We start from the raw sequence: 22828 nt of genomic DNA on the forward strand, positions 1-22828 counted from the left end.
CACGGCGCTCGCCGCGCTCGCGGCGTGGCTGGCGCTCGGCGCGTTCGGGTCTCCGGGGCCTGCAGGCTGGCGTCACCAGGGGCCGCAGCTTGCAGGTTGCGCTGCTCGCTCACCTCGGCATTGCGTGGCTGGCGTTCACGGCCGCGGGGCTCACGCTGGGGGCGGTTGCTGTCGCCCGAACGTTGTTCGCTGCGTTCGCTGCGTTCGCCGCGTTCGTTCCGGTCGTTGCGTGGTTCACCGCGGCGGCCACGTTCGCTGCCACCGGCTTCGTTGCGGGGACCGCGTTCGCTGTTGTCACCGCGTTCGCTGCGCTCGCCACGGCGGTTGCCGCGCTCGCCATTGCGGCCATTGCGCTCACCGTTGCGGCCATTGCGCTCGCCCTGGCGGCCTTCGCGTGGAGTCTCGGCCTTGGCCGGTGCCACAGCTTCCACCGCCGGCTTGGCGCCGAAGCCGAACAGGCTCTTGAGCCAGGCAAAGAAGCCTTGCTCGCGCACTTCGGTGCGTGGCGCAGCCGCTGCGGCGGCTTGGGGGCGCTGGGCACCACCGGTGCGGGGCTTGTCGGCGTTGCGGGCGACAGGCTGGGGGCGCGCTTCGGGCGCGGGCGGCGCATCGGGCAGCACACCCTTGATGACCGGCGTCTGCTTGTTGGTGGGTTCCTGCGAGCGGCGGGTGACCTTGGTCACGTCTTCCGTTTCCTCGGCCAGTTTGTAGCTGGCGTCCAGGTTTTCCAGGCGTGGATCGTCGTGCTTGAGACGCTCCAGCTTGTAGTGCGGCGTCTCCATCGACTTGTTGGGCACCATCAGCACGGAGACGCGCTGCTTGAGCTCGATCTTGGCGATCTCGGTGCGCTTCTCGTTGAGCAGGAAGGAGGCCACTTCCACGGGCACCTGGCAGTGCACGGCGGCCGTGTTGTCCTTCATGGACTCTTCCTGGATGATGCGCAGGATCTGCAGCGCCGAGGACTCGGTGTCGCGGATGTGGCCGGAGCCGCCACAGCGTGGGCAGTTGATGTGGGCGCCTTCGCTCAGCGCGGGCTTGAGGCGCTGACGGCTCATTTCCATCAGGCCGAACTTGCTGATGGTGCCGAACTGCACGCGGGCACGGTCCTGGCGCAGGGCGTCGCGCAGGCGGTTTTCCACTTCGCGACGGTTCTTCGACTCTTCCATGTCGATGAAGTCGATCACGATCAGACCACCCAGGTCGCGCAGGCGCATCTGGCGGGCCACTTCGTCGGCGGCTTCCAGGTTGGTGCGGGTGGCGGTTTCCTCGATGTCACCGCCCTTGATGGCGCGGGCCGAGTTCACGTCCACCGACACCAGGGCTTCGGTGTGGTCGATCACGATGGCGCCGCCGGAGGGCAGCTGCACCACGCGGGAGTAGGCCGACTCGATCTGGTGTTCGATCTGGAAGCGGCTGAACAGCGGGGCGTCGTCGCGGTAGCGCTTCACGCGAGCGGCATGCTCAGGCATGACGTGCGCCATGAACTGCTGCGCCTGTTCGTAGATGTCGTCGGTGTCGATCAGGATGTCACCGATGTCATTGTTGAAGTAGTCGCGGATGGCGCGGATCACCAGGCTGGATTCCTGGTAGATCAGGAAGGCACCCTTGCCGCCCTTGGCTGCGCCGTCGATGGCGGTCCACAGTTGCAGCAGGTAGTTCAGGTCCCACTGCAGCTCGGGGGCGGAGCGACCGATGCCGGCCGTGCGCGCGATGATGGACATGCCCTTGGGGTACTCGAGCTGGTCCATGGCCTCCTTGAGTTCGGCACGCTCTTCGCCCTCGATGCGGCGCGAGACGCCACCGCCACGGGGGTTGTTGGGCATCAGCACCACATAGCGGCCCGCCAGGGAGATGAAGGTGGTCAGGGCCGCGCCCTTGTTGCCACGTTCTTCCTTCTCGACCTGGACGATCAGCTCCTGGCCTTCGCGGATCACATCGTTGATGCGGGCCTGGCTGGGGGCCACGCCTTCGGCGAAGTACTGCTTGGAAATTTCCTTGAAGGGCAGGAAACCGTGGCGGTCTTCGCCGTAATCCACGAAGCAGGCTTCCAGCGAGGGCTCTACGCGGGTGACCACCGCCTTGTAGATGTTGCCCTTGCGTTGTTCGCGACCTTCGATCTCGATCTCGTAGTCCAGCAGCTTCTGGCCATCCACGATGGCCAGGCGGCGTTCTTCAGACTGCGTCGCGTTAATCAGCATCCGTTTCATGATGCATATCCTTTTCGTTGTGTGGCGGCCGGCCAGCAGCAACGCGCTGCGGTACCGACACGCCTTTGACTCTTCATCAAAGACAGGCTCTGTAGGAGCCGAAGATGCCGGGTTGCCGCGCTGAAACGAAAAGAAGGGGGAATCGACCTGGGCCTGATTGCGATGGCGTTGCTTAGGTCAGCAACGGTGGCAAGGGCAGGGGGCAGGGGGCGAGTGACGCTGTGCGCAGGTCCCGCACCGTGCGGTGATGGCCTGTGGCAGCGCGAAGGACAGGGCGTGCGCCTGGCGTGCGGGCACGCAGCACCGGCATCTGCCGCTGCGTCATACCAAGCAACCAAGAAAGAAGTACCCACATACTCGCCGATTTCGAAGACGTGGATGGCTTGGAGCAAGCGGCTCCAAACACCACCATCCACGTGAAGATTCCGTTCAGTGTTTCAATGCGTCAACCAGCCAGATCCCGCCCCGAGACCACCGACAATCGGGTGGATTTTGATGGGCACGGCATCCGTGGCATCGACCTGCCTGCGCCGGGGAAATGGCTGTGTGGACTAAAATCCAGAAAAATCAACCACTTACACTATATAACGCGCAGGTGAAACACATTATAGAGGGCAAACAGCCCCCAGAACCTACCCAGAACCCCGCAGCTTCCGCTGTACGGTTGATTGCGGTGGACGAAGATGGTGCCGGCCAGCGCCTGGATAACTTTCTGATGCGCCACCTGAAAGGCGTGCCCAAGACCCATGTCTACCGCATCATCCGCAGCGGCGAGGTCCGCATCAACAAGGGGCGCTGCCATGCCGATACCCGAGTGAAAGCTGGGGATGTGGTGCGCGTGCCGCCGGTGCGCATTTCCGACAGGGTCCAGGAAAAGGCCGAGCGTCCGGCGCCTGCGCGCGAGTTTCCCATCCTATTTGAAGATGACCACCTGATCGCCCTGGACAAGCCGGCCGGTGTGGCCGTGCATGGCGGCTCCGGCGTGAGCTTCGGCGTGATCGAGCAGTTGCGCCAGGCGCGGCCCCAGGCCAAGTTCCTGGAGCTGGTGCACCGCCTGGACCGCGAGACCTCGGGCATCTTGCTGGTGGCCAAGAAGCGCTCGGCGCTGACCAAGTTGCAGGACCAGTTCCGCGAGCGCGAAACCGGCAAGACCTACCTGGCCCTGGTGCCCGGCGTCTGGCCGGCCAACAAGAAGGTGATCGACACCCCGCTGCACAAATACCTGCTGCCCGACGGGGAGCGCCGTGTGCGCACCACCACGGCCGACGATCCCGATGCCATGCGGGCCCTGACCCTGGTGAAGGTGCGCAGCCAGCATGCGCCGCGCCCGCTGCAGGGGCTGCCGGCGATGAGCCTGCTGGAGGTCACTATCAAGACCGGCCGCACCCACCAGATCCGCGTGCACCTGGCCTCGCAAGGGCATGGAATTGCGGGGGACGACAAGTATGGCGATTTCGACCTGAACAAGCGCCTGCCCAAGCAGGGGCTGAAGCGCATGTTCCTGCATGCCTGGCGACTGCAGTTCAACCACCCGGCCACGGACGAGCGCATCGAGCTGCGAGCCGAACTGCCGCCGGAGCTGGCGGACTTTGTGGCCTGAATGGCCTGCAACCTGGAACTGTATTGCGATGTCTGCTCGTAAATTTGATTTGATTGCCTTCGATTGGGACGGCACCCTGTTCGACTCCACTGCGGCGATCACCCGCAGCATCCAGCTGGCGGTGGCCGATGTCGGCGGCACGGTGCCGTCGGACGCCCAGGCCTCGTACGTGATCGGCATGGCGCTGCTGCCGGCCTTGGCCCATGCCGCGCCCGACGTGCCCCAGGAGAAGTACAACGACCTGGCCAACCGCTACCGCTACCACTATCTGAAGCAGCAGGAGCTGATCACCCTGTTTGCCGGCGTGCTGCCCATGCTGGAAGCGTTGCGCGAGCGCGGGCACTGGCTGGCCGTGGCCACGGGCAAAAGCCGCCGCGGGCTGAACGAGGCGCTGCAGCATGCTGACCTGCGCGGCATGTTCGACAGCTCGCGCACGGCCGATGAGACCGCCGGCAAACCCCACCCGCTGATGCTGCAGGAGTTGATGGCCGAACTGGACGTGCCGCCCGAGCGCCTGCTGATGATTGGCGACACCACGCACGACCTGCAGATGGCGCGCAACGCCGGTTGCGCCAGCGTGGCGGTGGCCTATGGCGCGCACGACCCCCGGGACCTGCAGGCCTGCCAGCCCCTGCACGTGGCGGCGGATGTCGCAGACTTGCACCAGTGGCTGCGCAGCAATGCCTGAGCGGCGCACTTTGCCCCCGCTGCCCGCAGCCGCGCTGGCATACTTCCGTTCTGGCCTGATTTTGAGAATAGAGCACCCATGAGCACTCCATCCACCCCCGATCGCGAGGGGTTTCCATCGTCTGAACCGCAGCCGGGGCAGGATCTGTGGGCGCGTGCCGCATCGGGTGCCCCGCAGGCGGCGGCGCCTGCCGCTCCGGGCTGGGAGCGGGATGTGCTGGAGCGCCTGGTGTTCGCCACGGTGCGCGAGCAGCGCGCCGCGCGGCGCTGGCGCATCTTCTGGCGCTTTGCCTGGCTGGGCGCCTTTCTGGCCACGTTCTGGTGGCTGGGGCGTGACAGCGCCACGGCGGCGATGAGCGGGCCGCACACGGCGGTGGTCGAGATCAAGGGCGCCATCGCCAGCGATGCGAATGCGAATGCGGAATTCATCATCGCCGCCATGCGCAGCGCGCTGGAAGACCAGGGCTCGCGCGCCCTGGTGCTGATGATCGATTCGCCCGGCGGCAGCCCCGTGCAGGCCGGCATGATCAACGACGAAATCCGCCGCCTGAAGGCCCAGCACCAAAAACCGATCTATGCGGTGGTGGGGGAAACCTGCGCCTCGGCGGCCTATTACATCGCCGCGGCGGCCGATGAAATTTTTGTCGATAAGGCCAGCATCGTCGGCAGCATCGGCGTGCTGATGGATGGCTTTGGCTTCACCGGCGCCATGGATAAGCTGGGCGTGGAGCGCCGCCTGCTGACCGCCGGCAGCAACAAGGGCATGCTGGACCCCTTCAGCCCGCTGGAGCCAGGGCAGCGCGCCCACGCGCAGACCATGCTGAACCAGATTCACCAGCAGTTCATCGACGTGGTGCGCCAGGGGCGCGGCGAGCGCCTGAAGGAAACCGATGACACCTTCAGTGGCCTGTTCTGGACGGGCCAGGAAGCGATTGAGCAGGGCCTGGCCGACAAGTACGGCACCCTGGACAGCGTGGCCCGCGACGTGGTGCAGGCCGAACAGGTGATCGACTACACGCGCAGCGAGAACATTGCCGAGCGCTTTGCCAAACGCTTTGGCGCTGCCGTGGGCGGCGGTGCGGTGGATGCGCTGCACGGCATGATGCCCGCCATCCGCTGATCGTCAGCCCGCCGCTGCTGCGGCGGCAGGGTCTGCATAAAAAAGAGCGCCTTGCGCTGGTCTGCTGCGGTTTTCAGATGGTTTTGCGTCTGAAAGCCTTGCAAACCAAGCGCAAGGCGCTCTGGTTTTGGTGGTTACCTATTGGCCGATGACAAACACCACCGGGGTGCGGTTGTCGGGTTCCGTACCCAGTTTCTTCCAGTCCTTCACGCTGCGGCTGGCAATGCGCGCGCTCTCCAGCGTCAGTCCGCTGGCCAGGGCCAGGCGGGTGCCGGGTTGCAGGCTGCCCAGCAGCGCCTGCCACAGGGCCGGGTTGCGGTAGGGCGTTTCGATGAACAGCTGGGCCTGGTTGTGGCGTTGGGCCAGCTGCTCCAGTTCCTTGATGCGCTGCACGCGCTGGGCGGCGTCCTGGGGCAGGTAGCCGACGAAGGCGAAGTTCTGGCCGTTCAGGCCGCTGGCCGCCAGGGTCATCAGCAGCGACACGGGGCCCACCAGTGGCACCACCGGGATGCCGGCATCGTGTGCCGCGCGCACGATGGAGCTGCCAGGGTCGGCCACGGCGGGCATGCCGGCTTCGCTGACCAGGCCCATGTCGTGGCCCGCCAGGGCGGGCGCCAGCAGGGCCTTGGCATCAAACACCGCGCCACCTTGGCCGCCGTGGTCGCCTTTTTTATGGGCTTCGCGCGGCAGCTCCTGCAGCTGCATCTGCTGCAGCGGCACGGCCAGGGGGTGGTGTTCGCCCACGCGCTTGAGGTAGGCGCGGGTGCTCTTGGCGTTCTCACACACCCAGTGCTGCAGGCGCGCGGCGGTGCGCAGCGTCAGCTCCGGCAGCACATCGGTGATGGGGGATTGCGTGGCGCAGCCGAAGTCCAGCGGCGCGGGGACCAGGTACAGCGTGCCCGGCGTGCTCATGGCAGGGCAATCCCGGCGGCGCGCACCATGCGGCAGGTGCGGATCATGGGCAGCCCGATCAGGGCGGTGGGGTCGTCGCTGTGGATGGCATCCAGCAGGCTGATGCCCAGGCCTTCGCTCTTGGCACTGCCGGCGCAGTCGTAGGGCTGCTCGGCACGCAGGTAGCGCTCGATCGCGTCGTCGCTCAGGTCGCTGCGGAACACGGTCCGGATGACGGCGACATCGCTTTGTGCAAATCCGGTGGCTTGGCACACCACGGCCACGGCCGTGTGGAACATCACCGTCTGGCCGCGCATGGCGCGCAGCATCTCGACCGCGCGCTCGTGCGTGCCGGGTTTGCCCATGGGCTGGCCGTTCAGGTCCGAGACCTGGTCGGAGCCGATCACGATGGCTTCGGGGTGCATGGCGGCCACGGCATGGGCCTTGGCCAGGGCCAGGCGCAGGGCCAGCGCGCCGGGGGCTTCGCCGGGCAGCGGGGTTTCGTCGACTTCGGGCGAAACGGTGGTGAAGGGCAGGTTCAGGCGCTCCACCAGTTCGCGGCGGTAGCGGGAGGTGGACCCCAGGATCAAGGGGCGCTGTGGGGTGTGGGATTCAGACATGCTGGGATTCTCTTACACTGCCGCCATGAGCAAGGACTTTTCTCCGGATCACCTTGATGTGGCCGCGTTTGCCAAGGCTGGCGCGCTGCTGGAAGGTCAGGATCCGCTATCGATGTATGAGCGTCTGCAGCAGGAGGCGCAAGCCCCGGTGCAGGATGCAGCGGTCGTCACCTGGAGTGCCGAAGGCGAGCATGTGGCCGAAATGGGTGGCGCCGGCCACATCTGGCTGCACCTGCAGGCCGACTGCAGCGTGCCCATGGTCTGCCAGCGCTGCCTGGAAGTGGCCGAGATTGCGCTGCATGCCGAGCGCTCCTTCCGCTTTGTGAAGGACGAGGCCACGGCCGAAGTCCTGGACGATGAGGCGGAAGAGGACCTGCTGGCCCTCAGCAAGGACTTCAACTTGCGCGAGCTGATCGAGGATGAGCTGCTGATGGAGCTGCCCCTGGTGCCCATGCATGAGGTGTGCCCGGCCGTGGTGCCCATGGCCTCCAGCGATGAAGACTTCGAGCAGGCCGTCACGGAAAAGACCAATCCGTTTGCAGTGTTGGCCGGGCTGCGCAAGAATGGCGGCCAAGACTGACGTTTTTTGGTGATCAGTTGCAAGCCGCCGCAAGGCGGTTTCCTGTTGGTGCGCTGTGGGTAACCCAGCGACCAAGCTGTGGAAGACACGTGGTGTGAACCGGTGCGTACCGAGGTCATCCTGCCAAGTTGCGGGGTGGTTCGCTTTGTTCCAAGGGTTTGAGCTATAATCGGGGGCTTCGCGCGAAACCCCCTCGTGTCTTTAATGGGCTGATCGCGTTTTTCACCAACCCTTTCAAGACCAGGAGCCATCATGGCTGTTCAGCAAAACAAAAAGTCCCCTTCCAAGCGCGGCATGCACCGTTCGCACAACGCTCTGAATGTGCCCGGCATCGCTGTGGAAACCACCACCGGTGAAGTGCACCTGCGTCACCACATCAGCCCCAACGGCGTGTACCGTGGCCGTCAAGTGCTGAAGAACAAGTCCGAAGTCTAATTTGCCTCGGCTGACCCAAGGCCCGCAGCTACTTTTGTTGTAGCTCGGGCTTTTGTGCTTTTTAATGCCGCTTATTTATTAGTCACTGGTTGCCGGTCTCGTGCAGACGGGTAATGCTATTCATGATCACACTGGCAGTCGATTGCATGGGGGGCGACCATGGCCCCAGCGTCACGTTTCCCGCGTGCCGCCAATTTCTCTCCACCCACCCGGATGTACGCTTGCTGCTGGTCGGCCTGCCGCAAGCGTTTGCGGGGTGGCAGGCGCATGAGCGCGCCGAGATCCTGCATGCCTCGGAAGTTGTGACCATGGACGAAGCCGTCGAGGTGGCCTTACGTCGCAAAAAAGATTCCTCCATGCGTGTGGCCATCCAGCAGGTCAAGGACGGCAAGGCCCATGCGGCGGTGTCCGCCGGCAACACCGGCGCCTTGATGGCCGTGTCGCGCTACCTGCTCAAGACCATGGACGGTATTGACCGCCCGGCGATTGCCACGCAACTGCCCAACGACCAGGGTGGCGCCACCACGGTGTTGGACCTGGGGGCCAACGTGGATTGCCAGCCCGAGCACCTGTTGCAGTTTGCCGTCATGGGCTCGGCGCTGGTGACGGCGCTGGATGCTGGCCATGCCGAGCCTTCGGTGGGTTTGCTGAACATTGGCGAGGAAGCCATCAAGGGCAACGAAGTCATCAAGCGCACGGGCGAACTGCTGCGCGCGGCGGGTGATGCCAAGGCCATCCAGTTCATCGGCAACGTGGAAGGTAATGACATCTTCAAGGGCAGTGTGGACATCGTCGTGTGTGACGGTTTTGTCGGCAACGTGGCGTTGAAGGCCTCCGAAGGCGTGGCAGCCATGATCGTAGGTGGCTTGAAGGCCGAATTCAAGCGCAATATCTTGACGAAACTTGCGGCCATCGTGGCGTATCCGGTGCTAAAAGCGCTGATGAAGCGCATGGATCACCGCCGTTACAACGGCGCCGCATTGCTGGGCCTGCGCGGCCTGGTGTTCAAGAGCCATGGCTCCGCAGACAAGTCGGCTTACGAGCATGCGCTCAACCGCGCTTATGATGCAGCCCGCAACAACCTTCTAGACCGTGTGCAAGGTCGGATTGCCCAGGCGGCCACGCTGTTGGCAGCGTCGGGCACCCCTTCCGCGCCTGCTGCTGCGGCAGATTGAGACGAGATGACACGTTACGCACGCATTACCGGCACGGGCAGCTATCTGCCTCCGCGCCGTCTGACCAACCACGATTTGGCGGCCGAGCTGGCTGAACGTGGGATCGAGACTTCGCACGAATGGATCGTGGAGCGCACCGGCATCGAGGCGCGCCACTTTGCCGATGCCGCCACCAGCAGCAGCGATCTGGCACTGGAGGCTTCGCGCAAGGCGCTGGAGGCCGCAGGCCTGACACCGCAGGACATCGACCTCATCATCGTCGCGACCTCGACGCCCGACATGGTGTTCCCTTCCACCGCCTGCATCTTGCAGAACAAGCTGGGCGCCAACGGCTGCGCAGCCTTTGACGTGCAGGCCGTGTGCAGCGGTTTTGTCTATGCCTTGACCGTGGCCGACGCCATGATCCGCTCCGGCGGGGCCCGCCGTGCGCTGGTGGTCGGGGCTGAGGTGTTCAGCCGCATCCTGGATTTCAGCGACCGCACCACCTGCGTGCTGTTCGGTGACGGCGCCGGTGCCGTGGTGCTGGAGGCTTCCGACGCGCCAGGCATCCTGGCCAGCGACCTGCACGCCGATGGCAGCCACGTCGGCATCCTGTGCGTGCCCGGCAATGTGTCGGGAGGGCAGGTGCTGGGCTCGCCCCTGCTGACCATGGATGGTCAGGCGGTGTTCAAGCTGGCCGTGGGCGTGCTGGAAAAAGCGGCGCGTGCCACGCTGGAAAAGGCAGGCAAGACCGATGCCGACATCGATTGGCTGATTCCCCACCAGGCCAACATCCGCATCATGCAGAGCACGGCCCGCAAGCTCAAGTTGCCGATGGACAAGGTGATCGTCACCGTGGACCAGCATGGCAATACCTCGGCGGCCTCGATCCCGCTGGCGCTGGACCATGGCGTGCGCAACGGCCAAGTCCAGCCCGGCCAGACCGTGCTGCTGGAAGGTGTGGGCGGGGGCTTCACCTGGGGTGCGGTGCTTTTGAATATGTAGCTGTAAGCGCTTGCTGTGCAAGCGTTTAAGCCTGTTTTTACGAAGAATGAGAGACCGCAATATGAGCAAATTTGCATTTGTCTTTCCCGGCCAGGGCTCGCAATCGGTGGGCATGCTGGATGCCTGGGGCGATCACCCGGTGGTGGCCCAGACCCTGCAGGAAGCCTCGGACGCCCTGGGTGAAGACATCGGTGCGCTGATCAAGAACGGCCCCAAGGAAGACCTGGCGTTGACCACCAACACCCAGCCCGTGATGCTGGTGGCTGGCGTCGCCGCATGGCGCGTGTGGCAGGCCGAAGGCGGGGCGACCCCTGCTGCGGTGGCCGGCCATTCGCTGGGCGAGTATTCCGCCCTGGTGGCCTCCGGCGTGCTGACGCTGGCCCAGGCAGCGCCGCTGGTGCGCCTGCGTGCTGCTGCCATGCAGGAAGCTGTGCCCGTGGGCACGGGGGCCATGGCCGCCGTACTGGGCCTGCCGGCCGACAAGGTCCGCGAAGTCTGCGCTGCCGTGACGGCGCAGCTGGGTGGTGCTGAAGTGGTGGAAGCCGTGAACTTCAACGACCCCGGCCAGACCGTGATCGCTGGCTCCAAGGCCGCGGTCGAGGCGGCCAGCGCGGCCGTCAAGGAAGCGGGCGCCAAGCGTGCCCTGCCGCTGCCGGTGTCGGCCCCTTTCCACTCCAGCCTGATGAAGCCTGCGGCCGAAAAGCTGAAGCTGGCGCTGGAGGCGCTGGAGCTGGGTGTGCCCCAGATCCCCGTGGTCAACAACATCGATGTGGTGGTGCAGACCGAAGCGGCTGCTATCCGCGATGCGCTGTACCGTCAAGCCTTTGGCCCCGTGCGTTGGGTGGAATGCGTGCAGGCCATGAAAGCCCGTGGCATCTCGCATTTGGTAGAGTGCGGCCCTGGCAAGGTGTTGGCTGGCATGACCAAGCGCATCGATGCGGACCTGGTGGGCGTGGCCCTGTATGACCCGGCCACCCTGGCTGAAGTGAAAGAATTGCTCGCATGACCGAACAAAAGAAACAAGTGGCGCTGGTGACCGGTGCCTCGCGTGGCATTGGCGCCGCGATTGCGCTGGAGCTGGCCGAGCGCGGCTACACCGTGATCGGCACAGCCACGACCGACGCTGGCGCGGCCCGCATCGGCGAAACCCTGGCTGCCAAGGGCGGCCGCGGCGTGAACCTGAACGTGAACGATGCCGCCGGCGTGGACGCCCTGCTGGACGACATCCTCAAGACCGACGGCGGCCTGCATGTGCTGGTGAACAATGCTGGCATCACCCGCGACACCCTGGCCATGCGCATGAAGGACGACGACTGGTCCGCCGTCATCGACACCAACCTGCAAGCGGTTTTCCGACTCAGCCGTGCGGCTATTCGCCCGATGATGAAACAGCGCTTTGGGCGCATCATCAGCGTGACCAGCGTGGTCGGCGCGATGGGTAATGCCGGGCAGGCCAACTACGCGGCTGCCAAGGCCGGCGTGGCCGGCATGGGCCGTGCGCTGGCGCGCGAGCTGGGCAGCCGCGGTATCACCGTGAACTGCGTGGCGCCTGGCTTCATTGCTACAGATATGACATCGGTTCTGCCAGAAGAGCAGAAGAAGGCGCTGACTTCTCAGATCCCCATGGGGGATCTGGGCAAGCCCTCCGACATTGCACATGCCGTGGCCTTTTTGGCCTCCGAAGGCGCGGGTTACATCACCGGCCACGAATTGCATGTCAATGGCGGTATGTACATGTAAATTAACGAAAGTTAAGCCGTTTCCTCGCGACGGCAGGCCGAACAGAGGCAAGTTCCTCGAAGCGGCTAGAATCGCGGGTTCATTCACAACCCCCTGAGGGAAACCATGAGCGATATCGAAGCACGTGTCAAAAAAATCATTGCTGAACAACTCGGCGTTGAAGAGTCCCAAGTGACCAACGAAAAGGCCTTCGTGGCCGACCTGGGCGCTGACTCCCTGGACACGGTCGAACTGGTGATGGCCCTGGAAGATGAATTCGGCATCGAAATCCCCGATGAAGATGCTGAAAAGATCACGACGGTGCAAAACGCCATCGACTACGCCAACACCCACCACAAGGCCTGATAGGTCTTTACGCACCGAGCGATAAGAATAAGGTTTGAACGCATGAGCCGTCGTCGCGTTGTCGTGACCGGCCTGGGATGTATCAGCCCCGTGGGTAACACGGTGGCCGATGCCTGGGCCAATCTTTTGGCCGGCAAGTCCGGCATTGACCGCATCACCAAGTTTGATGCCTCGAACTTCTCCTGCCAGATTGCAGGCGAGGTCAAGGGATTCAACGTGGAGGAGTACATGAGCGCCAAGGATGCGCGCACCATGGACACCTTCATTCACTTTGGCATTGCGGCAGCGGAGCAAGCGGTCAGGGATGCAGGTCTGCCCACGGGCGAGGCCTTGTCCGATGATCTTTCTACCCGCATCGGTTGCGTGATCGGGTCCGGTATCGGGGGCTTGCCCCTGATCGAGAACACCCAGATCGAACTGTCCAATCGCGGTCCCCGCCGCATCACCCCATTTTTCGTGCCCGCCTCCATCATCAACATGGTGGCCGGTCACGTATCCATGCGCTTCGGCTTCAAGGGGCCGAACCTGTCGGTGGTGACAGCCTGTACCACGGGCCTGCACTGCATCGGCGAAGCCGGGCGCATGATTGAATACGGCGACGCCGACATCGTCGTCGCCGGTGGCGCTGAGTCGACTGTGTCCCCCCTGGGCATCGGTGGCTTCGCGTCCATGCGCGCCCTTTCCACACGCAACGACGATCCCCAGGCTGCCTCGCGCCCCTGGGACCGTGATCGCGATGGCTTCGTGCTGGGCGAAGGCGCAGGTGTGCTGGTGCTGGAAGAGTACGAGCACGCCAAGGCACGTGGTGCCAAGATCTACGCTGAACTGGGTGGCTACGGCATGAGTGCCGATGCCGGCCACATGACGGCGCCCAACATGGACGGCCCCCGCCGCGCCATGATCAATGCCATGCGCAATGCCGGTGTGAACCCGGACCAGATCAACTATCTGAACGCGCACGGTACCTCGACCCCCTTGGGTGACAAGAACGAGAGCAACGCCATCAAGGCTGCGCTGGGCGATGCCGCTTACAAGACCGTGGTCAGCTCCACCAAGTCCATGACCGGCCACCTGCTGGGTGGTGCCGGTGGCGTGGAAAGCGTGTTCACGGTCATGGCCATCCATGACCAGAAGATCCCGCCGACCATCAACCTGCTGAACCAGGACCCCGACTGTGATCTGGACTACTGCGCGAATGTGGCGCGGGACGCCAAGATCGATGTCGCGCTGAAGAACAACTTCGGTTTCGGCGGCACCAACGGTTCGCTGATCTTCAAGCGCATCTGAACCCCGACGGCACAAGGGCGCGCATGCCTTCTGTGACCCTCCTGCAACCCGCTGCTTGGCTGCCAAGCCGCGGGTTTTTTCTTGGCTAGTGAGTCGGCCATGCCAGAACGCCACAGCCCCGCGGTGACCTACCCCTTGCGCCCTGCGCCGCTGTTGCGCAACGGCCTGTGGGCGGTGCTGATCCTGGAGGCCGTGCTTCTGGTCCTGTGGGCTGTCGAGGGTGCAGGCCATGGCCGCTGGCAATGGCTGCGCGTGATGGGGGCGGTGGCCATCTGGGGAGGCTGTGCCGCTTGGGGCTGGCAGGCCTGGCGTGCGATGCCGGTGGGGGTGCTGCAGTGGGATGGCCGTGTCTGGACCTGGCAGGGCCTTGGGACGTCGGCCGTGCTGGTTGGGAGCGTGCAGGTGGTGCTGGACGGGCAGTCGCTGCTGTTGCTGCGCTGGCCCGGCAGCGCACAGCGGGGCCAGCGCTTTTGGCTGCAGCGGGATTGGGCGCCGCATGCCTGGGACGATGTGCGGCGTGCGGTATATTCACCAGCCCATCCTCCGTAAGATGTGCCGACGCTCCCAGCCCGGGAGGGCGCCGGATGCAGCACTGCGGTCAGGCGTTCTCGCGAGACTTCGCATTCATGACATCTGCCTCTGCGCCTTCTTCTTCCTCTGACAGCGATCTGCAACTGGTCGAGCGCACCGTCGCCGGCGATCAGCGCGCCTATGAGCTGTTGGTGATCAAGTACCAGCGGCGCATCGAGCGCCTGATTGCGCGCATGGTGCGCGACCCGGATCTGGTGCAGGACATCGCGCAGGAAACCTTTTTGCGGGCCTACCGCGCCTTGCACCAGTTTCGCGGCGAAGCGCAGTTCTACACCTGGCTGTACCGGATTGCCGTCAACACGGCCAAGAAGGCCCTGGTGGACATGCGGCGCGACCCGGTGGTGCTGGAGAGTGCGTTACACATTTCCGACGACGAGGATGAAACTTTCCGCCCTCGCCATGAACCAACCACCGACGAGACGCCTGAGACCGTCTTGGCTGCGCAAGAGATTGCCGCCGCGGTGAATGCGGCCATGGAAGCGCTGCCTGAAGATTTGCGCCAAGCTGTAACGCTGCGCGAAATCGAGGGCCTGAGCTACGAAGAGATTGCGGCTGCCATGAACTGTCCCATCGGCACGGTGCGTTCGCGCATCTTCCGGGCCCGCGAGGCCATCTCGGCACGTGTCAAGCCCTTGCTGGAGCGGCAGGGGGGCAAACGGTGGTGATGGAAGCGACATCGGTCAAAAGCCAGTGAGCAGGTGAACCCATGATGGAACAAGAGATGAACAAGGAATTGCTGTCCGCCCTGGTGGACGGCGAGCTCCAAGGCGATGAGCTGGAGCAGGCCTTGGCGTGTGCGGAAAGTGCCGACGGCTGCGCAAGCTGGGAGCTGTACCTCCTGGTCGGCGATGTGCTGCGCTCGCCCGACCTGGCGCACCACAGCCAGCACGACCTGCTGTCCGGCTTGCGCCAGCAGCTGGCGGCCGAGCCGGCGCTGCGCCTGCAGCCCGCGCAGCTGGAGCAGGTCACAGCCGGCCTGGCGCAGCAGACCCCGGTAGTGGCCCTGCGCGACCCGGCGGCCAACACCTCGGTCTTCCGCTGGAAGGTGGCCGCCAGTTTTGCCACCGTCGCCGCCGTGGCAGCGCTGGGCTGGAACCTGGTGAGCACCACCCCGGCCGGCGGCCAGGGGGCCCAGCTGGCCAGCAATGGCTTGGGCGCTGCGCCCGTGGTGGTGGCCACCGAGAACGGCGAAGTGCTGCGTGACCCGCGCCTGGACGCCCTGATGGCCAGCCACCAGCAGTACCGCGCCGCCCTGCAGGCGCCCGCCGATTTCCTGCGCAACGCCAGCTTTGCGGCGCGCAGCACGCAGGCCGCTAACCAGTGACCGTTGGTCAATTCGAGCGTCTGGCTGACAAAAAAAAGTGAGCTGGCTGCGCTTGAATATCAAGCGTTTCAACGGTAAAACACTATGAACTCAAGAAAGAGCGCACGCAAGGCGCTCTTTTTTTTGCTATACACCTTGCCTTGCAGGCACCACTGCCACGTGCAAAAACCGCAGGATGCGGGAACCAAATCGCGTGGCGGTTTTCTGAGGATGTAACTGCGCGCTGCGCAGGCTGTGATTTTGGAAAGGATGACCACAATGCCTTCTATGCAACCCAAGCCCATCCATGCCGTGGTGCTGTCCCTGGCGATTGCTGCGGGTGCCGCCACCGGTGCGTGGTGGGGCGCTTCGGACCACCAGCTGATCGCGCCGGCCCACGCGCAGACCGCGCCGGCCACGGCGCCGCTGGTGACGGGCCTGCCCGACTTCACGCAACTGGTCGACGCCGTCGGCCCCGCCGTGGTCAATATCCGCACCACGGAAAAATCTCCACCCAGCCCTCGATGAGCGGCATGGACGAGGACATGCTCGAGTTCTTCCGCCGCTTCGGCCTGCCTGTGCCGAACGTGCCCCGCCAGGGCACGCCCGGGGGCAATGCCGACGAGGGCGAGGAGCGCCCCAGCGGTGTGGGCTCCGGCTTCATCCTCAGCCCTGACGGCTACGTGATGACGAATGCCCACGTGGTCGAAGGCGCCAGCGAGGTGATCGTGACGCTGACCGACAAGCGCGAGTTCAAGGCCAAGATCATCGGCTCGGACAAGCGCACCGACGTGGCCGTGGTCAAGATCGACGCCAAGGGCCTGCCCGCGGTGAAGATCGGCGACGTCGGCCGCCTGAAGGTCGGCGAATGGGTGATGGCCATCGGCTCGCCCTTCGGCCTGGAGAACTCGGTGACGGCCGGCATCGTCTCGGCCAAGCAGCGTGACACAGGCGACTACCTGCCCTTCATCCAGACCGACGTGGCCATCAACCCCGGCAACTCGGGCGGTCCCCTGCTGAACATGCGCGGCGAGGTGGTGGGCATCAACAGTCAGATCTACTCGCGCTCCGGCGGCTTCATGGGCATTTCGTTCGCCATCCCGATCGATGAGGCGGTGCGGGTCAGCGATCAGCTGCGCGCCACCGGCAAGGTCACACGCGGGCGCATCGGCGTGCAGATCGGCCAGGTGACCAAGGATGTGGCCGAGTCGATCGGCCTGGGCACGGCGCGCGGCGCCCTGGTGTCGGCGGTGGAGCCGGATTCGCCCGCGGCCAAGGCTGGCATCGAGGCCGGTGACATCATCGTGAAATACGATGGCAAGTCCATCGACAAGGTCGCCGACCTGCCACGCCTGGTGGGCAACACCAAGCCTGGCACCAAGAGCAGCATCAGCGTGTTCCGCCGCGGGCAGATGCGCGATCTGACCATCACCGTGGCAGAGGTCGAGCCCGACGAGGCCCAGGTGGCGCGTGCCGAAGGCAAGTCCTCCCCGGGGGCCACGGCCACGGCCAAGCAGATTGGCCTGGTGGTGGCCGACCTGACCGAGGCGCAGAAGAAGTCGCTGGCCATCAAGGGCGGGGTGCGTATCGTCTCGGCCGCAGATGCAGCCGCCCGTGCAGGCCTGCGCGAGGGCGATGTGGTGCTGGCGATCGCCAACAGCGAAGTGAGCAACGTCAAGGCCTTCGAAGCCGTGCTGGCCAAGGTGGACAAGAGTAAACCCCTGAGCCTGCTGGTGCGCCGTGGCGAGTGGACCCAGTACGTCCTTATTCGTCCCAACGGCAAGTAAAGCGCTGCCCTGTCGGTCCTGTACAGGGGAGGCTATTCCTTGTGTAGGACTGACCTACTGAGGGCCTCCCGGGTTTTACCCGGGGCCTTGGGTAGAATGCCCGAGTAATGAGCGCGGCTACAGGCCATGCACGAGCGAGCACTTGCTGTGAACGGAAAGCAGACAATGGTTCGGTTCCCCGCCTGTGAGTGATCAACGGAGCTGTGGATAAATTGTAGATAAGTGGTTTTGAGGCATTCAGCTATGCCCCAGCCATCGGAAATGGATGCTTGGATTTTGGGCAGTTTTGCCTACAATCGGCCATCCAACCAATCGCAGTTGCCAGAGATTGTTGGTTCAGGGCGCGTCGCTTGAAGACGCGCCCTTTTTTCTTGCCAAGAGCCCGCTTTCCCCTTTATTTACAGACGCTTATCGTTGATGAAGCACATCCGAAATTTTTCCATCATTGCGCATATTGACCACGGCAAATCGACGCTGGCCGACCGCTTGATCCAACGCTGTGGTGGCTTGGCCGAGCGTGAGATGGAGGCGCAGGTGCTGGACTCGATGGACATCGAGAAAGAGCGTGGCATCACCATCAAGGCACAGACTGCGGCGCTGCAGTACAAGGCCAAGGACGGCAACGTCTACAACCTGAACCTGATCGACACGCCCGGTCACGTGGACTTCTCGTACGAAGTCTCGCGCTCGCTGTCGGCCTGTGAAGGTGCGTTGCTGGTGGTCGATGCCTCGCAGGGCGTGGAAGCCCAGACCGTGGCCAACTGCTACACCGCGCTGGACCTGGGGGTCGAGGTGTTCGCCGTGCTGAACAAGATGGACCTGCCCCAGGCCGATCCGGACAACGCCAAGGCCGAGATCGAGGACGTGATCGGCATTGACGCCAGCGACGCCATCCCTTGCTCGGCCAAGACCGGCATGGGCATCGACGAGATCCTGGAAGCCATCGTGGCCAAGGTGCCGGCGCCCAAGGGCGATCCCGACGCGCCGCTGCGCGCCATGATCGTGGACAGCTGGTTCGACCCCTATGTGGGCGTCGTGATGCTGGTGCGCGTGGTGGACGGTCAGCTCAAGAAGGGCGAGCGCTTCAAGATGATGGCCACGGGCGCGGCCTATGAAGCCAACAACGTGGGCGTGTTCACGCCGGCCAACTCGCCGCGCGATGCGCTGAAGGCGGGCGAGGTGGGCTACATCATCGCCGGCATCAAGGAATTGAAGGCCGCCAAGGTGGGCGACACCATCACCCTGGAAAAGAAGCTGCCGAACAACCTGGGCCCGGCCGAGAAGGCGCTGCCCGGCTTCAAGGAAGTCAAGCCCCAGGTATTCGCCGGCCTGTACCCCACGGAAGCCTCGGAATACGACCAGCTGCGCGATGCGCTGGAAAAGCTGCAGCTCAACGATGCGGCGCTGCAGTTCGAGCCCGAAGTCTCGCAGGCGCTGGGCTTTGGCTTCCGCTGCGGCTTCCTGGGCCTGCTGCACATGGAAATCGTGCAGGAGCGCCTGGAGCGCGAGTTCGACCAGGACCTGATCACCACCGCGCCCAGCGTGGTCTACCAGGTGCTCAAGGGCGATGGCGAACTGATCGACGTGGAAAACCCCTCCAAGATGCCCGACGCCGGCCGCATCGAGGAAGTGCGCGAGCCCATCGTCACCGTGCACCTGTACATGCCCCAGGAATACGTCGGCCCGGTGATGACCCTGGCCAACCAGAAGCGTGGCGTGCAGATGAACATGGCCTACCACGGCCGCCAGGTCATGCTGACCTATGAAATGCCGCTGGGCGAGATCGTGCTGGACTTCTTCGACAAGCTCAAGAGCGTGTCGCGCGGCTACGCCTCCATGGACTACGAGTTCAAGGAATACCGTGCCTCGGACGTGGTCAAGGTCGACATTCTGCTCAACGGCGAGAAGGTGGACGCGCTGTCCATCATCGTGCACCGCAGCCAGTCGCAGTACCGTGGCCGTGCCGTGGTGGCCAAGATGCGCGAGATCATCAGCCGCCAGATGTTCGACGTGGCCATCCAGGCCGCCATCGGCGCCAACATCATTGCGCGCGAGACCGTCAAGGCTCTGCGCAAGAACGTGCTGGCCAAGTGCTATGGCGGTGACATCACCCGCAAGCGCAAGCTGCTGGAAAAGCAGAAGGCGGGCAAGAAGCGCATGAAGCAGATCGGCGCGGTGGAAGTGCCCCAGGAAGCCTTCCTGGCGATCCTGCAGGTCGAAGACTAACAAGGAAACCCATGCAAGCCATGCAGTGGATCACCGCGGTCATCCTGGCCGCTTTTGTCGGCTACATCGGTGCCTGGTACACCGGTGCCATCGAAGGCAACTTCGCCTTGCTGATGTTCCTGGCCACCTTCATCACCGGCCTGTACTGGCTGGCCGAGCGCTTTTACTTCTGGCCCCAGCGCAAGAAGGAGGCCGAGCGCCTGAACGCCGAGGCCGCCGCACGCCGTGCCGAGCTGGAGCGCCAGGGCCTGCGCCATGACATGGTCGACACCACGGAGGGCGAGACCCGCATCCTCAAGCAGCCCTGGTGGCTGGACTGGACGGCCGGCCTGTTCCCCGTGCTGTTCGTGGTCTTCGTGCTGCGTTCGTTCCTGTTCGAGCCGTTCAAGATTCCATCCGGCTCCATGATCCCCACCCTGCTGGTGGGCGACCTGATCCTGGTGAACAAGTACACCTATGGCATCCGCCTGCCCGTGCTCAACACCAAGGTGACACAAGGCAACGCCCCGCAGCGCGGCGATGTGATGGTGTTTCGCTATCCCCCGCAGCCCACGCTGGACTACATCAAGCGTGTGGTGGGCGTGCCCGGGGACACCGTGGCCTACCTGAACAAGCGCCTGACCATCAACGGCCAGGAAGTGCCGACCAAGGACCTGCCCGACTTCTTCGACACCGATGCCATGCGCTACTTCGCGCAGTTCGAGGAGCAGCTGGGCGACAAGCCGCACCGTCTGCTGAACACCAAGGGCATGCCGGCCTTCGTCCAGGGCGCCAGCGAGTTCCCCTTCCGTGAGAACTGCACCTACACCGTCGAAGGTGTGACCTGCAAGGTGCCCGAAGGCCACTACTTCACCATGGGCGACAACCGCGACAATTCGCTGGATTCGCGCTACTGGGGCTTCGTGCCGGACGAGAACATTGTCGGAAAGGCCTTTTTCGTTTGGATGAATTTCGGTAATCTCAAACGCATCGGCAGTTTCAACTGAACGCCCGGGGCGTCATCCAAAGATTCTGTGGCCGCTGATGCGGCCACTTTCACTAGAGGAGGGGGGGATCATGCGTAGTGCACCACGTCACAGCCAGAAGGGGCTGTCCTTCATCGGCTTTGTGCTGATTGCTGTGCTGGCCGTTGCGGTTTTTGCGATTGGCGGACAATCGCTGCCCATGTGGCTGGAATACCAAGCGGCCAAGAAAGCTTCCCAGAAGGCCGCCAGAGAAGGCACCACCGTGCCCGAAGTCCGCAACATCTTCGACCGGGCTGCGCAGATCGACGACATCAAGAGCCTGCGTGGTCAGGACCTCGACGTCAGCAAAGTCAATGAGCGCGTGGTGGTGGGCTTCGAGTACGAGCGCGACATCCCGCTGGTAGGCCCGGCCTACCTTGTTTACCGTTTTTCTTACCAGACCAACTAGGTGCCAATCACCCTGCACGACCTGCAGCGCCAGCTGCAGCATTCTTTCCAAAACCCTGCCTTGCTGCAGCGCGCACTGACGCACCGCAGCTTTTCGGCAGACAACAATGAACGGCTGGAATTCCTGGGCGACTCGGTGTTGAGCCTGGCCATCTCCAGCCTGCTGTACCAGCGCCTGAACGATCTGCCCGAGGGCGATCTCTCGCGCGTGCGCTCCAACCTCGTCAAGGAAGGCACGCTCCACCAGATCGCCTTGCAGCTGGGCCTGCCCGAGCTGCTGCGCCTGGGCGAGGGCGAATCCAAGTCCGGCGGCAAGGCGCGCCCCTCCATCCTGGCCGATGCCGTGGAAGCCATCCTGGGCGCGGTGTACCTGGATGCCGGCTACGCCGCCGGCGAGCAGGTGGTGCACCGCCTGTTCGAGGGCGTGGAGATCAACCCCCACATGCGCGCGGCCGAGAAGGACCCCAAGACCGCGTTGCAGGAGTGGCTGCAAGGGCGGCGCATGCAGCTGCCGCAATACAGTGTGTCCCAGATCACAGGCGCTGCGCACAAGCAGACCTTTGAGGTGGAATGCGTGATTCCCGAACTGCGCCTGGGCGCGCGGGGCCAAGGCGGCTCGCGCCGCGCCGGCGAGCAGGCCGCTGCGGCCGCCATGCTGGAAATTTTGAAAGCGAAACACCCATGAACGATGCTGCGAAAAAAGTAGCTAGCACCGCAGGCGCCAAGGGCGCTAAAGGCAAAAAAGAGACCAATAACCTGCCCGACGTGACGCCGGCCGGCCAGAGCATGGCTGAACTGGACGCCATGCTGGCGGCGGCCAAGCCCGGGGCCACGCCCTCGCTGGTGGCCCGCGCCCACGAGATCGAGGCCGAGAAGGCAGTGGAAGCCGAGGTGCCCGTGCGCATCTACGCGCCCGAGGAGCAGCACTGCGGCCTGATCGCCATCGTCGGCAAGCCCAACGTGGGCAAGTCCACGCTGATGAATGCGCTGGTGGGGCAGAAGATCTCCATCACCTCGCGCAAGTCGCAGACCACGCGCCACCGCATCACCGGCATCCGCACCAAGGAAGCCACCCAGTTCATCTTCGTGGACACGCCCGGTTTCCAGACCAAGCACTCCACGGCGCTGAACAAGTCGCTGAACAAGGCCGTGATGGGCGTGATCGGCGACGTGGACCTGATCCTGTTCGTGGTCGAGGCCGGCAACTTCACCCTGGCCGACGCCAAGGTGCTGAGCCTGTTCAAGCCCGGCATTCCCACGCTGCTGATCGCCAACAAGCTGGACGCCGTGGGCCGCCGCCATGAGATCGCGCCCTGGCTCAAGAGCATGCAGGAGCGCCACCCCTTCGCCGAGTTTGTGCCCATGTCGGCCAAGAACAAGGGCGACATCGAGCGCCTGTTCGGCATCTGCAGCAAGTACCTGCCGCAGCAGCCCTGGTTCTACGGCGAGGACGAGCTGACCGACCGCAGCGAGAAGTTCCTGGCCTCCGAGACCGTGCGCGAGAAGCTGTTCCGCTTCACCGGCGACGAGCTGCCCTACACCTCGACCGTGGTCATCGACAAGTTCGAGGAAGAGCCCAGCAAGATGTACAAGCGCTTCATGCGCATTGCCGCGACCATCGTGGTCGAGCGCGATGGGCACAAGGCCATGGTCATCGGCCAGGGCGGCGAGCGCCTCAAGCGCATCTCCTCCGAAGCGCGCCAAGAGCTGGAAAAGCTGCTGGACGCCAAGGTGTTCCTGGAAGTGTGGGTCAAGGTGCGTTCCGGCTGGGCCGACGACGAGGCCCGCGTCAAATCCTTCGGCTACGAATAAATCGAGGACCTGGCGTGGCCGAGGAC

General features: G+C 64.3%; 22 protein-coding genes and 1 pseudogene. 20 read left to right on the forward strand and 3 right to left on the reverse strand.

What is annotated here, in order from left to right:
• A partial coding sequence (locus SJH88_RS11295; RefSeq protein ID WP_420921738.1) for an Rne/Rng family ribonuclease occupies positions 1-2207 on the reverse strand: 2207 nt, incomplete at its 3' end.
• 595 nt (positions 2208-2802) lie between these two features.
• On the opposite strand from SJH88_RS11295, the gene SJH88_RS11300 reads away from it, so the two are divergent.
• The 3 genes from SJH88_RS11300 to SJH88_RS11310 all read left to right on the forward strand — a co-directional run bounded on the left by SJH88_RS11300 (position 2803) and on the right by SJH88_RS11310 (position 5614).
• A complete protein-coding gene (locus SJH88_RS11300; RefSeq protein WP_331699761.1) occupies positions 2803-3807 on the forward strand; it encodes an RluA family pseudouridine synthase in 1005 nt (334 codons plus the stop codon).
• Positions 3808-3835: 28 nt separating this feature from the next.
• Positions 3836-4495: an HAD family hydrolase gene (locus SJH88_RS11305; RefSeq protein ID WP_045267331.1), complete on the forward strand. Its 660-nt coding sequence runs from the start codon at positions 3836-3838 to the stop codon at positions 4493-4495.
• Between the two features lie 78 nt (positions 4496-4573).
• Positions 4574-5614 carry a S49 family peptidase gene (locus tag SJH88_RS11310; RefSeq protein WP_274754532.1) on the forward strand — a complete coding sequence of 347 codons (1041 nt, stop codon included), beginning with the start codon at positions 4574-4576 and terminating at the stop codon, positions 5612-5614.
• Between the two features lie 138 nt (positions 5615-5752).
• On the opposite strand, the gene SJH88_RS11315 is transcribed toward SJH88_RS11310, so the two are convergent.
• Positions 5753-6526: an SAM-dependent methyltransferase gene (locus SJH88_RS11315; RefSeq protein WP_274754533.1), complete on the reverse strand. Its 774-nt coding sequence runs from the start codon at positions 6524-6526 to the stop codon at positions 5753-5755.
• A complete protein-coding gene (locus tag SJH88_RS11320; RefSeq protein WP_274754534.1) occupies positions 6523-7125 on the reverse strand; it encodes a Maf family nucleotide pyrophosphatase in 603 nt (200 codons plus the stop codon). Before SJH88_RS11320 ends, SJH88_RS11315 begins: the two co-directional genes overlap by 4 nt.
• Positions 7126-7150: 25 nt before the next feature.
• On the opposite strand from SJH88_RS11320, the gene SJH88_RS11325 reads away from it, so the two are divergent.
• From SJH88_RS11325 to era, 17 genes and pseudogenes are all read left to right on the forward strand, one after another.
• Positions 7151-7705 carry a YceD family protein gene (locus tag SJH88_RS11325; RefSeq protein ID WP_274754535.1) on the forward strand — a complete coding sequence of 185 codons (555 nt, stop codon included), beginning with the start codon at positions 7151-7153 and terminating at the stop codon, positions 7703-7705.
• A gap of 252 nt (positions 7706-7957) precedes the next feature.
• Positions 7958-8140 (forward strand): 50S ribosomal protein L32, encoded by a 183-nt coding sequence (gene rpmF / locus SJH88_RS11330; RefSeq protein ID WP_274754536.1) that lies wholly within the window; start codon positions 7958-7960, stop codon positions 8138-8140.
• Positions 8141-8262: 122 nt separating this feature from the next.
• Positions 8263-9315 carry a phosphate acyltransferase PlsX gene (gene plsX, locus SJH88_RS11335; RefSeq protein ID WP_274754537.1) on the forward strand — a complete coding sequence of 351 codons (1053 nt, stop codon included), beginning with the start codon at positions 8263-8265 and terminating at the stop codon, positions 9313-9315.
• 6 nt (positions 9316-9321) lie between these two features.
• On the forward strand, positions 9322-10299 hold the full coding sequence (locus tag SJH88_RS11340; protein ID WP_274754538.1) for a beta-ketoacyl-ACP synthase III: 978 nt from the start codon (positions 9322-9324) through the stop codon (positions 10297-10299).
• Between the two features lie 61 nt (positions 10300-10360).
• Entirely contained in the window at positions 10361-11305 is a 945-nt protein-coding gene (gene fabD / locus SJH88_RS11345) for an ACP S-malonyltransferase (RefSeq protein WP_274754539.1), read from the forward strand.
• Entirely contained in the window at positions 11302-12039 is a 738-nt protein-coding gene (fabG, locus tag SJH88_RS11350) for a 3-oxoacyl-ACP reductase FabG (protein ID WP_274754540.1), read from the forward strand. The genes fabD and fabG overlap by 4 nt, the downstream gene beginning before the upstream one ends.
• A gap of 105 nt (positions 12040-12144) precedes the next feature.
• Entirely contained in the window at positions 12145-12384 is a 240-nt protein-coding gene (gene acpP, locus SJH88_RS11355; protein ID WP_019575021.1) for an acyl carrier protein, read from the forward strand.
• A gap of 42 nt (positions 12385-12426) precedes the next feature.
• Positions 12427-13671, forward strand: a complete 1245-nt coding sequence (fabF, locus tag SJH88_RS11360; RefSeq protein WP_274754541.1) for a beta-ketoacyl-ACP synthase II — start codon at positions 12427-12429, stop codon at positions 13669-13671.
• Between the two features lie 99 nt (positions 13672-13770).
• Positions 13771-14220 (forward strand): hypothetical protein, encoded by a 450-nt coding sequence (locus SJH88_RS11365; protein ID WP_274754542.1) that lies wholly within the window; start codon positions 13771-13773, stop codon positions 14218-14220.
• A gap of 77 nt (positions 14221-14297) precedes the next feature.
• The gene (rpoE, locus tag SJH88_RS11370) at positions 14298-14927 is read left to right on the forward strand and encodes an RNA polymerase sigma factor RpoE (protein ID WP_042411650.1); all 630 of its coding nucleotides are present in this window, start codon (positions 14298-14300) and stop codon (positions 14925-14927) included.
• Between the two features lie 41 nt (positions 14928-14968).
• Positions 14969-15586 carry a sigma-E factor negative regulatory protein gene (locus tag SJH88_RS11375; RefSeq protein WP_274754543.1) on the forward strand — a complete coding sequence of 206 codons (618 nt, stop codon included), beginning with the start codon at positions 14969-14971 and terminating at the stop codon, positions 15584-15586.
• A 249-nt stretch (positions 15587-15835) separates the two neighbouring features.
• Positions 15836-17352 (forward strand): annotated as a pseudogene (locus SJH88_RS11380) (DegQ family serine endoprotease).
• Between the two features lie 417 nt (positions 17353-17769).
• Positions 17770-19578 (forward strand): translation elongation factor 4, encoded by a 1809-nt coding sequence (gene lepA / locus SJH88_RS11385; protein ID WP_154163785.1) that lies wholly within the window; start codon positions 17770-17772, stop codon positions 19576-19578.
• Between the two features lie 11 nt (positions 19579-19589).
• Positions 19590-20564 (forward strand): signal peptidase I, encoded by a 975-nt coding sequence (gene lepB, locus SJH88_RS11390; RefSeq protein ID WP_239223161.1) that lies wholly within the window; start codon positions 19590-19592, stop codon positions 20562-20564.
• Positions 20565-20634: 70 nt separating this feature from the next.
• Complete coding sequence (locus SJH88_RS11395) at positions 20635-20991, forward strand: DUF4845 domain-containing protein (protein ID WP_260674963.1); 357 nt, start codon at positions 20635-20637, stop codon at positions 20989-20991.
• Positions 20992-21675 (forward strand): ribonuclease III, encoded by a 684-nt coding sequence (gene rnc / locus SJH88_RS11400; RefSeq protein ID WP_042411308.1) that lies wholly within the window; start codon positions 20992-20994, stop codon positions 21673-21675. It begins immediately after the preceding gene.
• Entirely contained in the window at positions 21672-22802 is a 1131-nt protein-coding gene (gene era / locus SJH88_RS11405; protein ID WP_045267320.1) for a GTPase Era, read from the forward strand. Before rnc ends, era begins: the two co-directional genes overlap by 4 nt.
• Positions 22803-22828 lie beyond the last annotated feature (26 nt).

This window comes from Comamonas sp. GCA5, from assembly GCF_036541385.1.
Classification (GTDB): domain Bacteria; phylum Pseudomonadota; class Gammaproteobacteria; order Burkholderiales; family Burkholderiaceae_C; genus Comamonas; species Comamonas aquatica.

Excerpts from the sequence above, each read along its gene's own strand:
- SJH88_RS11305 (WP_045267331.1), top strand. The coding sequence starts at position 3,836 with ATGTCTGCTCGTAAATTTGATTTGATTGCCTTCGATTGGGACGGCACC.
- SJH88_RS11310 (WP_274754532.1), top strand. The coding sequence starts at position 4,574 with ATGAGCACTCCATCCACCCCCGATCGCGAGGGGTTTCCATCGTCTGAA.
- SJH88_RS11315 (WP_274754533.1), bottom strand. The coding sequence starts at position 6,526 with ATGAGCACGCCGGGCACGCTGTACCTGGTCCCCGCGCCGCTGGACTTC.
- SJH88_RS11320 (WP_274754534.1), bottom strand. The coding sequence starts at position 7,125 with ATGTCTGAATCCCACACCCCACAGCGCCCCTTGATCCTGGGGTCCACC.
- SJH88_RS11325 (WP_274754535.1), top strand. The coding sequence starts at position 7,151 with ATGAGCAAGGACTTTTCTCCGGATCACCTTGATGTGGCCGCGTTTGCC.
- rpmF (WP_274754536.1), top strand. The coding sequence starts at position 7,958 with ATGGCTGTTCAGCAAAACAAAAAGTCCCCTTCCAAGCGCGGCATGCAC.
- plsX (WP_274754537.1), top strand. The coding sequence starts at position 8,263 with ATGATCACACTGGCAGTCGATTGCATGGGGGGCGACCATGGCCCCAGC.
- SJH88_RS11340 (WP_274754538.1), top strand. The coding sequence starts at position 9,322 with ATGACACGTTACGCACGCATTACCGGCACGGGCAGCTATCTGCCTCCG.
- fabD (WP_274754539.1), top strand. The coding sequence starts at position 10,361 with ATGAGCAAATTTGCATTTGTCTTTCCCGGCCAGGGCTCGCAATCGGTG.
- fabG (WP_274754540.1), top strand. The coding sequence starts at position 11,302 with ATGACCGAACAAAAGAAACAAGTGGCGCTGGTGACCGGTGCCTCGCGT.
- acpP (WP_019575021.1), top strand. The coding sequence starts at position 12,145 with ATGAGCGATATCGAAGCACGTGTCAAAAAAATCATTGCTGAACAACTC.
- fabF (WP_274754541.1), top strand. The coding sequence starts at position 12,427 with ATGAGCCGTCGTCGCGTTGTCGTGACCGGCCTGGGATGTATCAGCCCC.
- SJH88_RS11365 (WP_274754542.1), top strand. The coding sequence starts at position 13,771 with ATGCCAGAACGCCACAGCCCCGCGGTGACCTACCCCTTGCGCCCTGCG.
- rpoE (WP_042411650.1), top strand. The coding sequence starts at position 14,298 with ATGACATCTGCCTCTGCGCCTTCTTCTTCCTCTGACAGCGATCTGCAA.
- SJH88_RS11375 (WP_274754543.1), top strand. The coding sequence starts at position 14,969 with ATGATGGAACAAGAGATGAACAAGGAATTGCTGTCCGCCCTGGTGGAC.
- lepA (WP_154163785.1), top strand. The coding sequence starts at position 17,770 with ATGAAGCACATCCGAAATTTTTCCATCATTGCGCATATTGACCACGGC.
- lepB (WP_239223161.1), top strand. The coding sequence starts at position 19,590 with ATGCAAGCCATGCAGTGGATCACCGCGGTCATCCTGGCCGCTTTTGTC.
- SJH88_RS11395 (WP_260674963.1), top strand. The coding sequence starts at position 20,635 with ATGCGTAGTGCACCACGTCACAGCCAGAAGGGGCTGTCCTTCATCGGC.
- era (WP_045267320.1), top strand. The coding sequence starts at position 21,672 with ATGAACGATGCTGCGAAAAAAGTAGCTAGCACCGCAGGCGCCAAGGGC.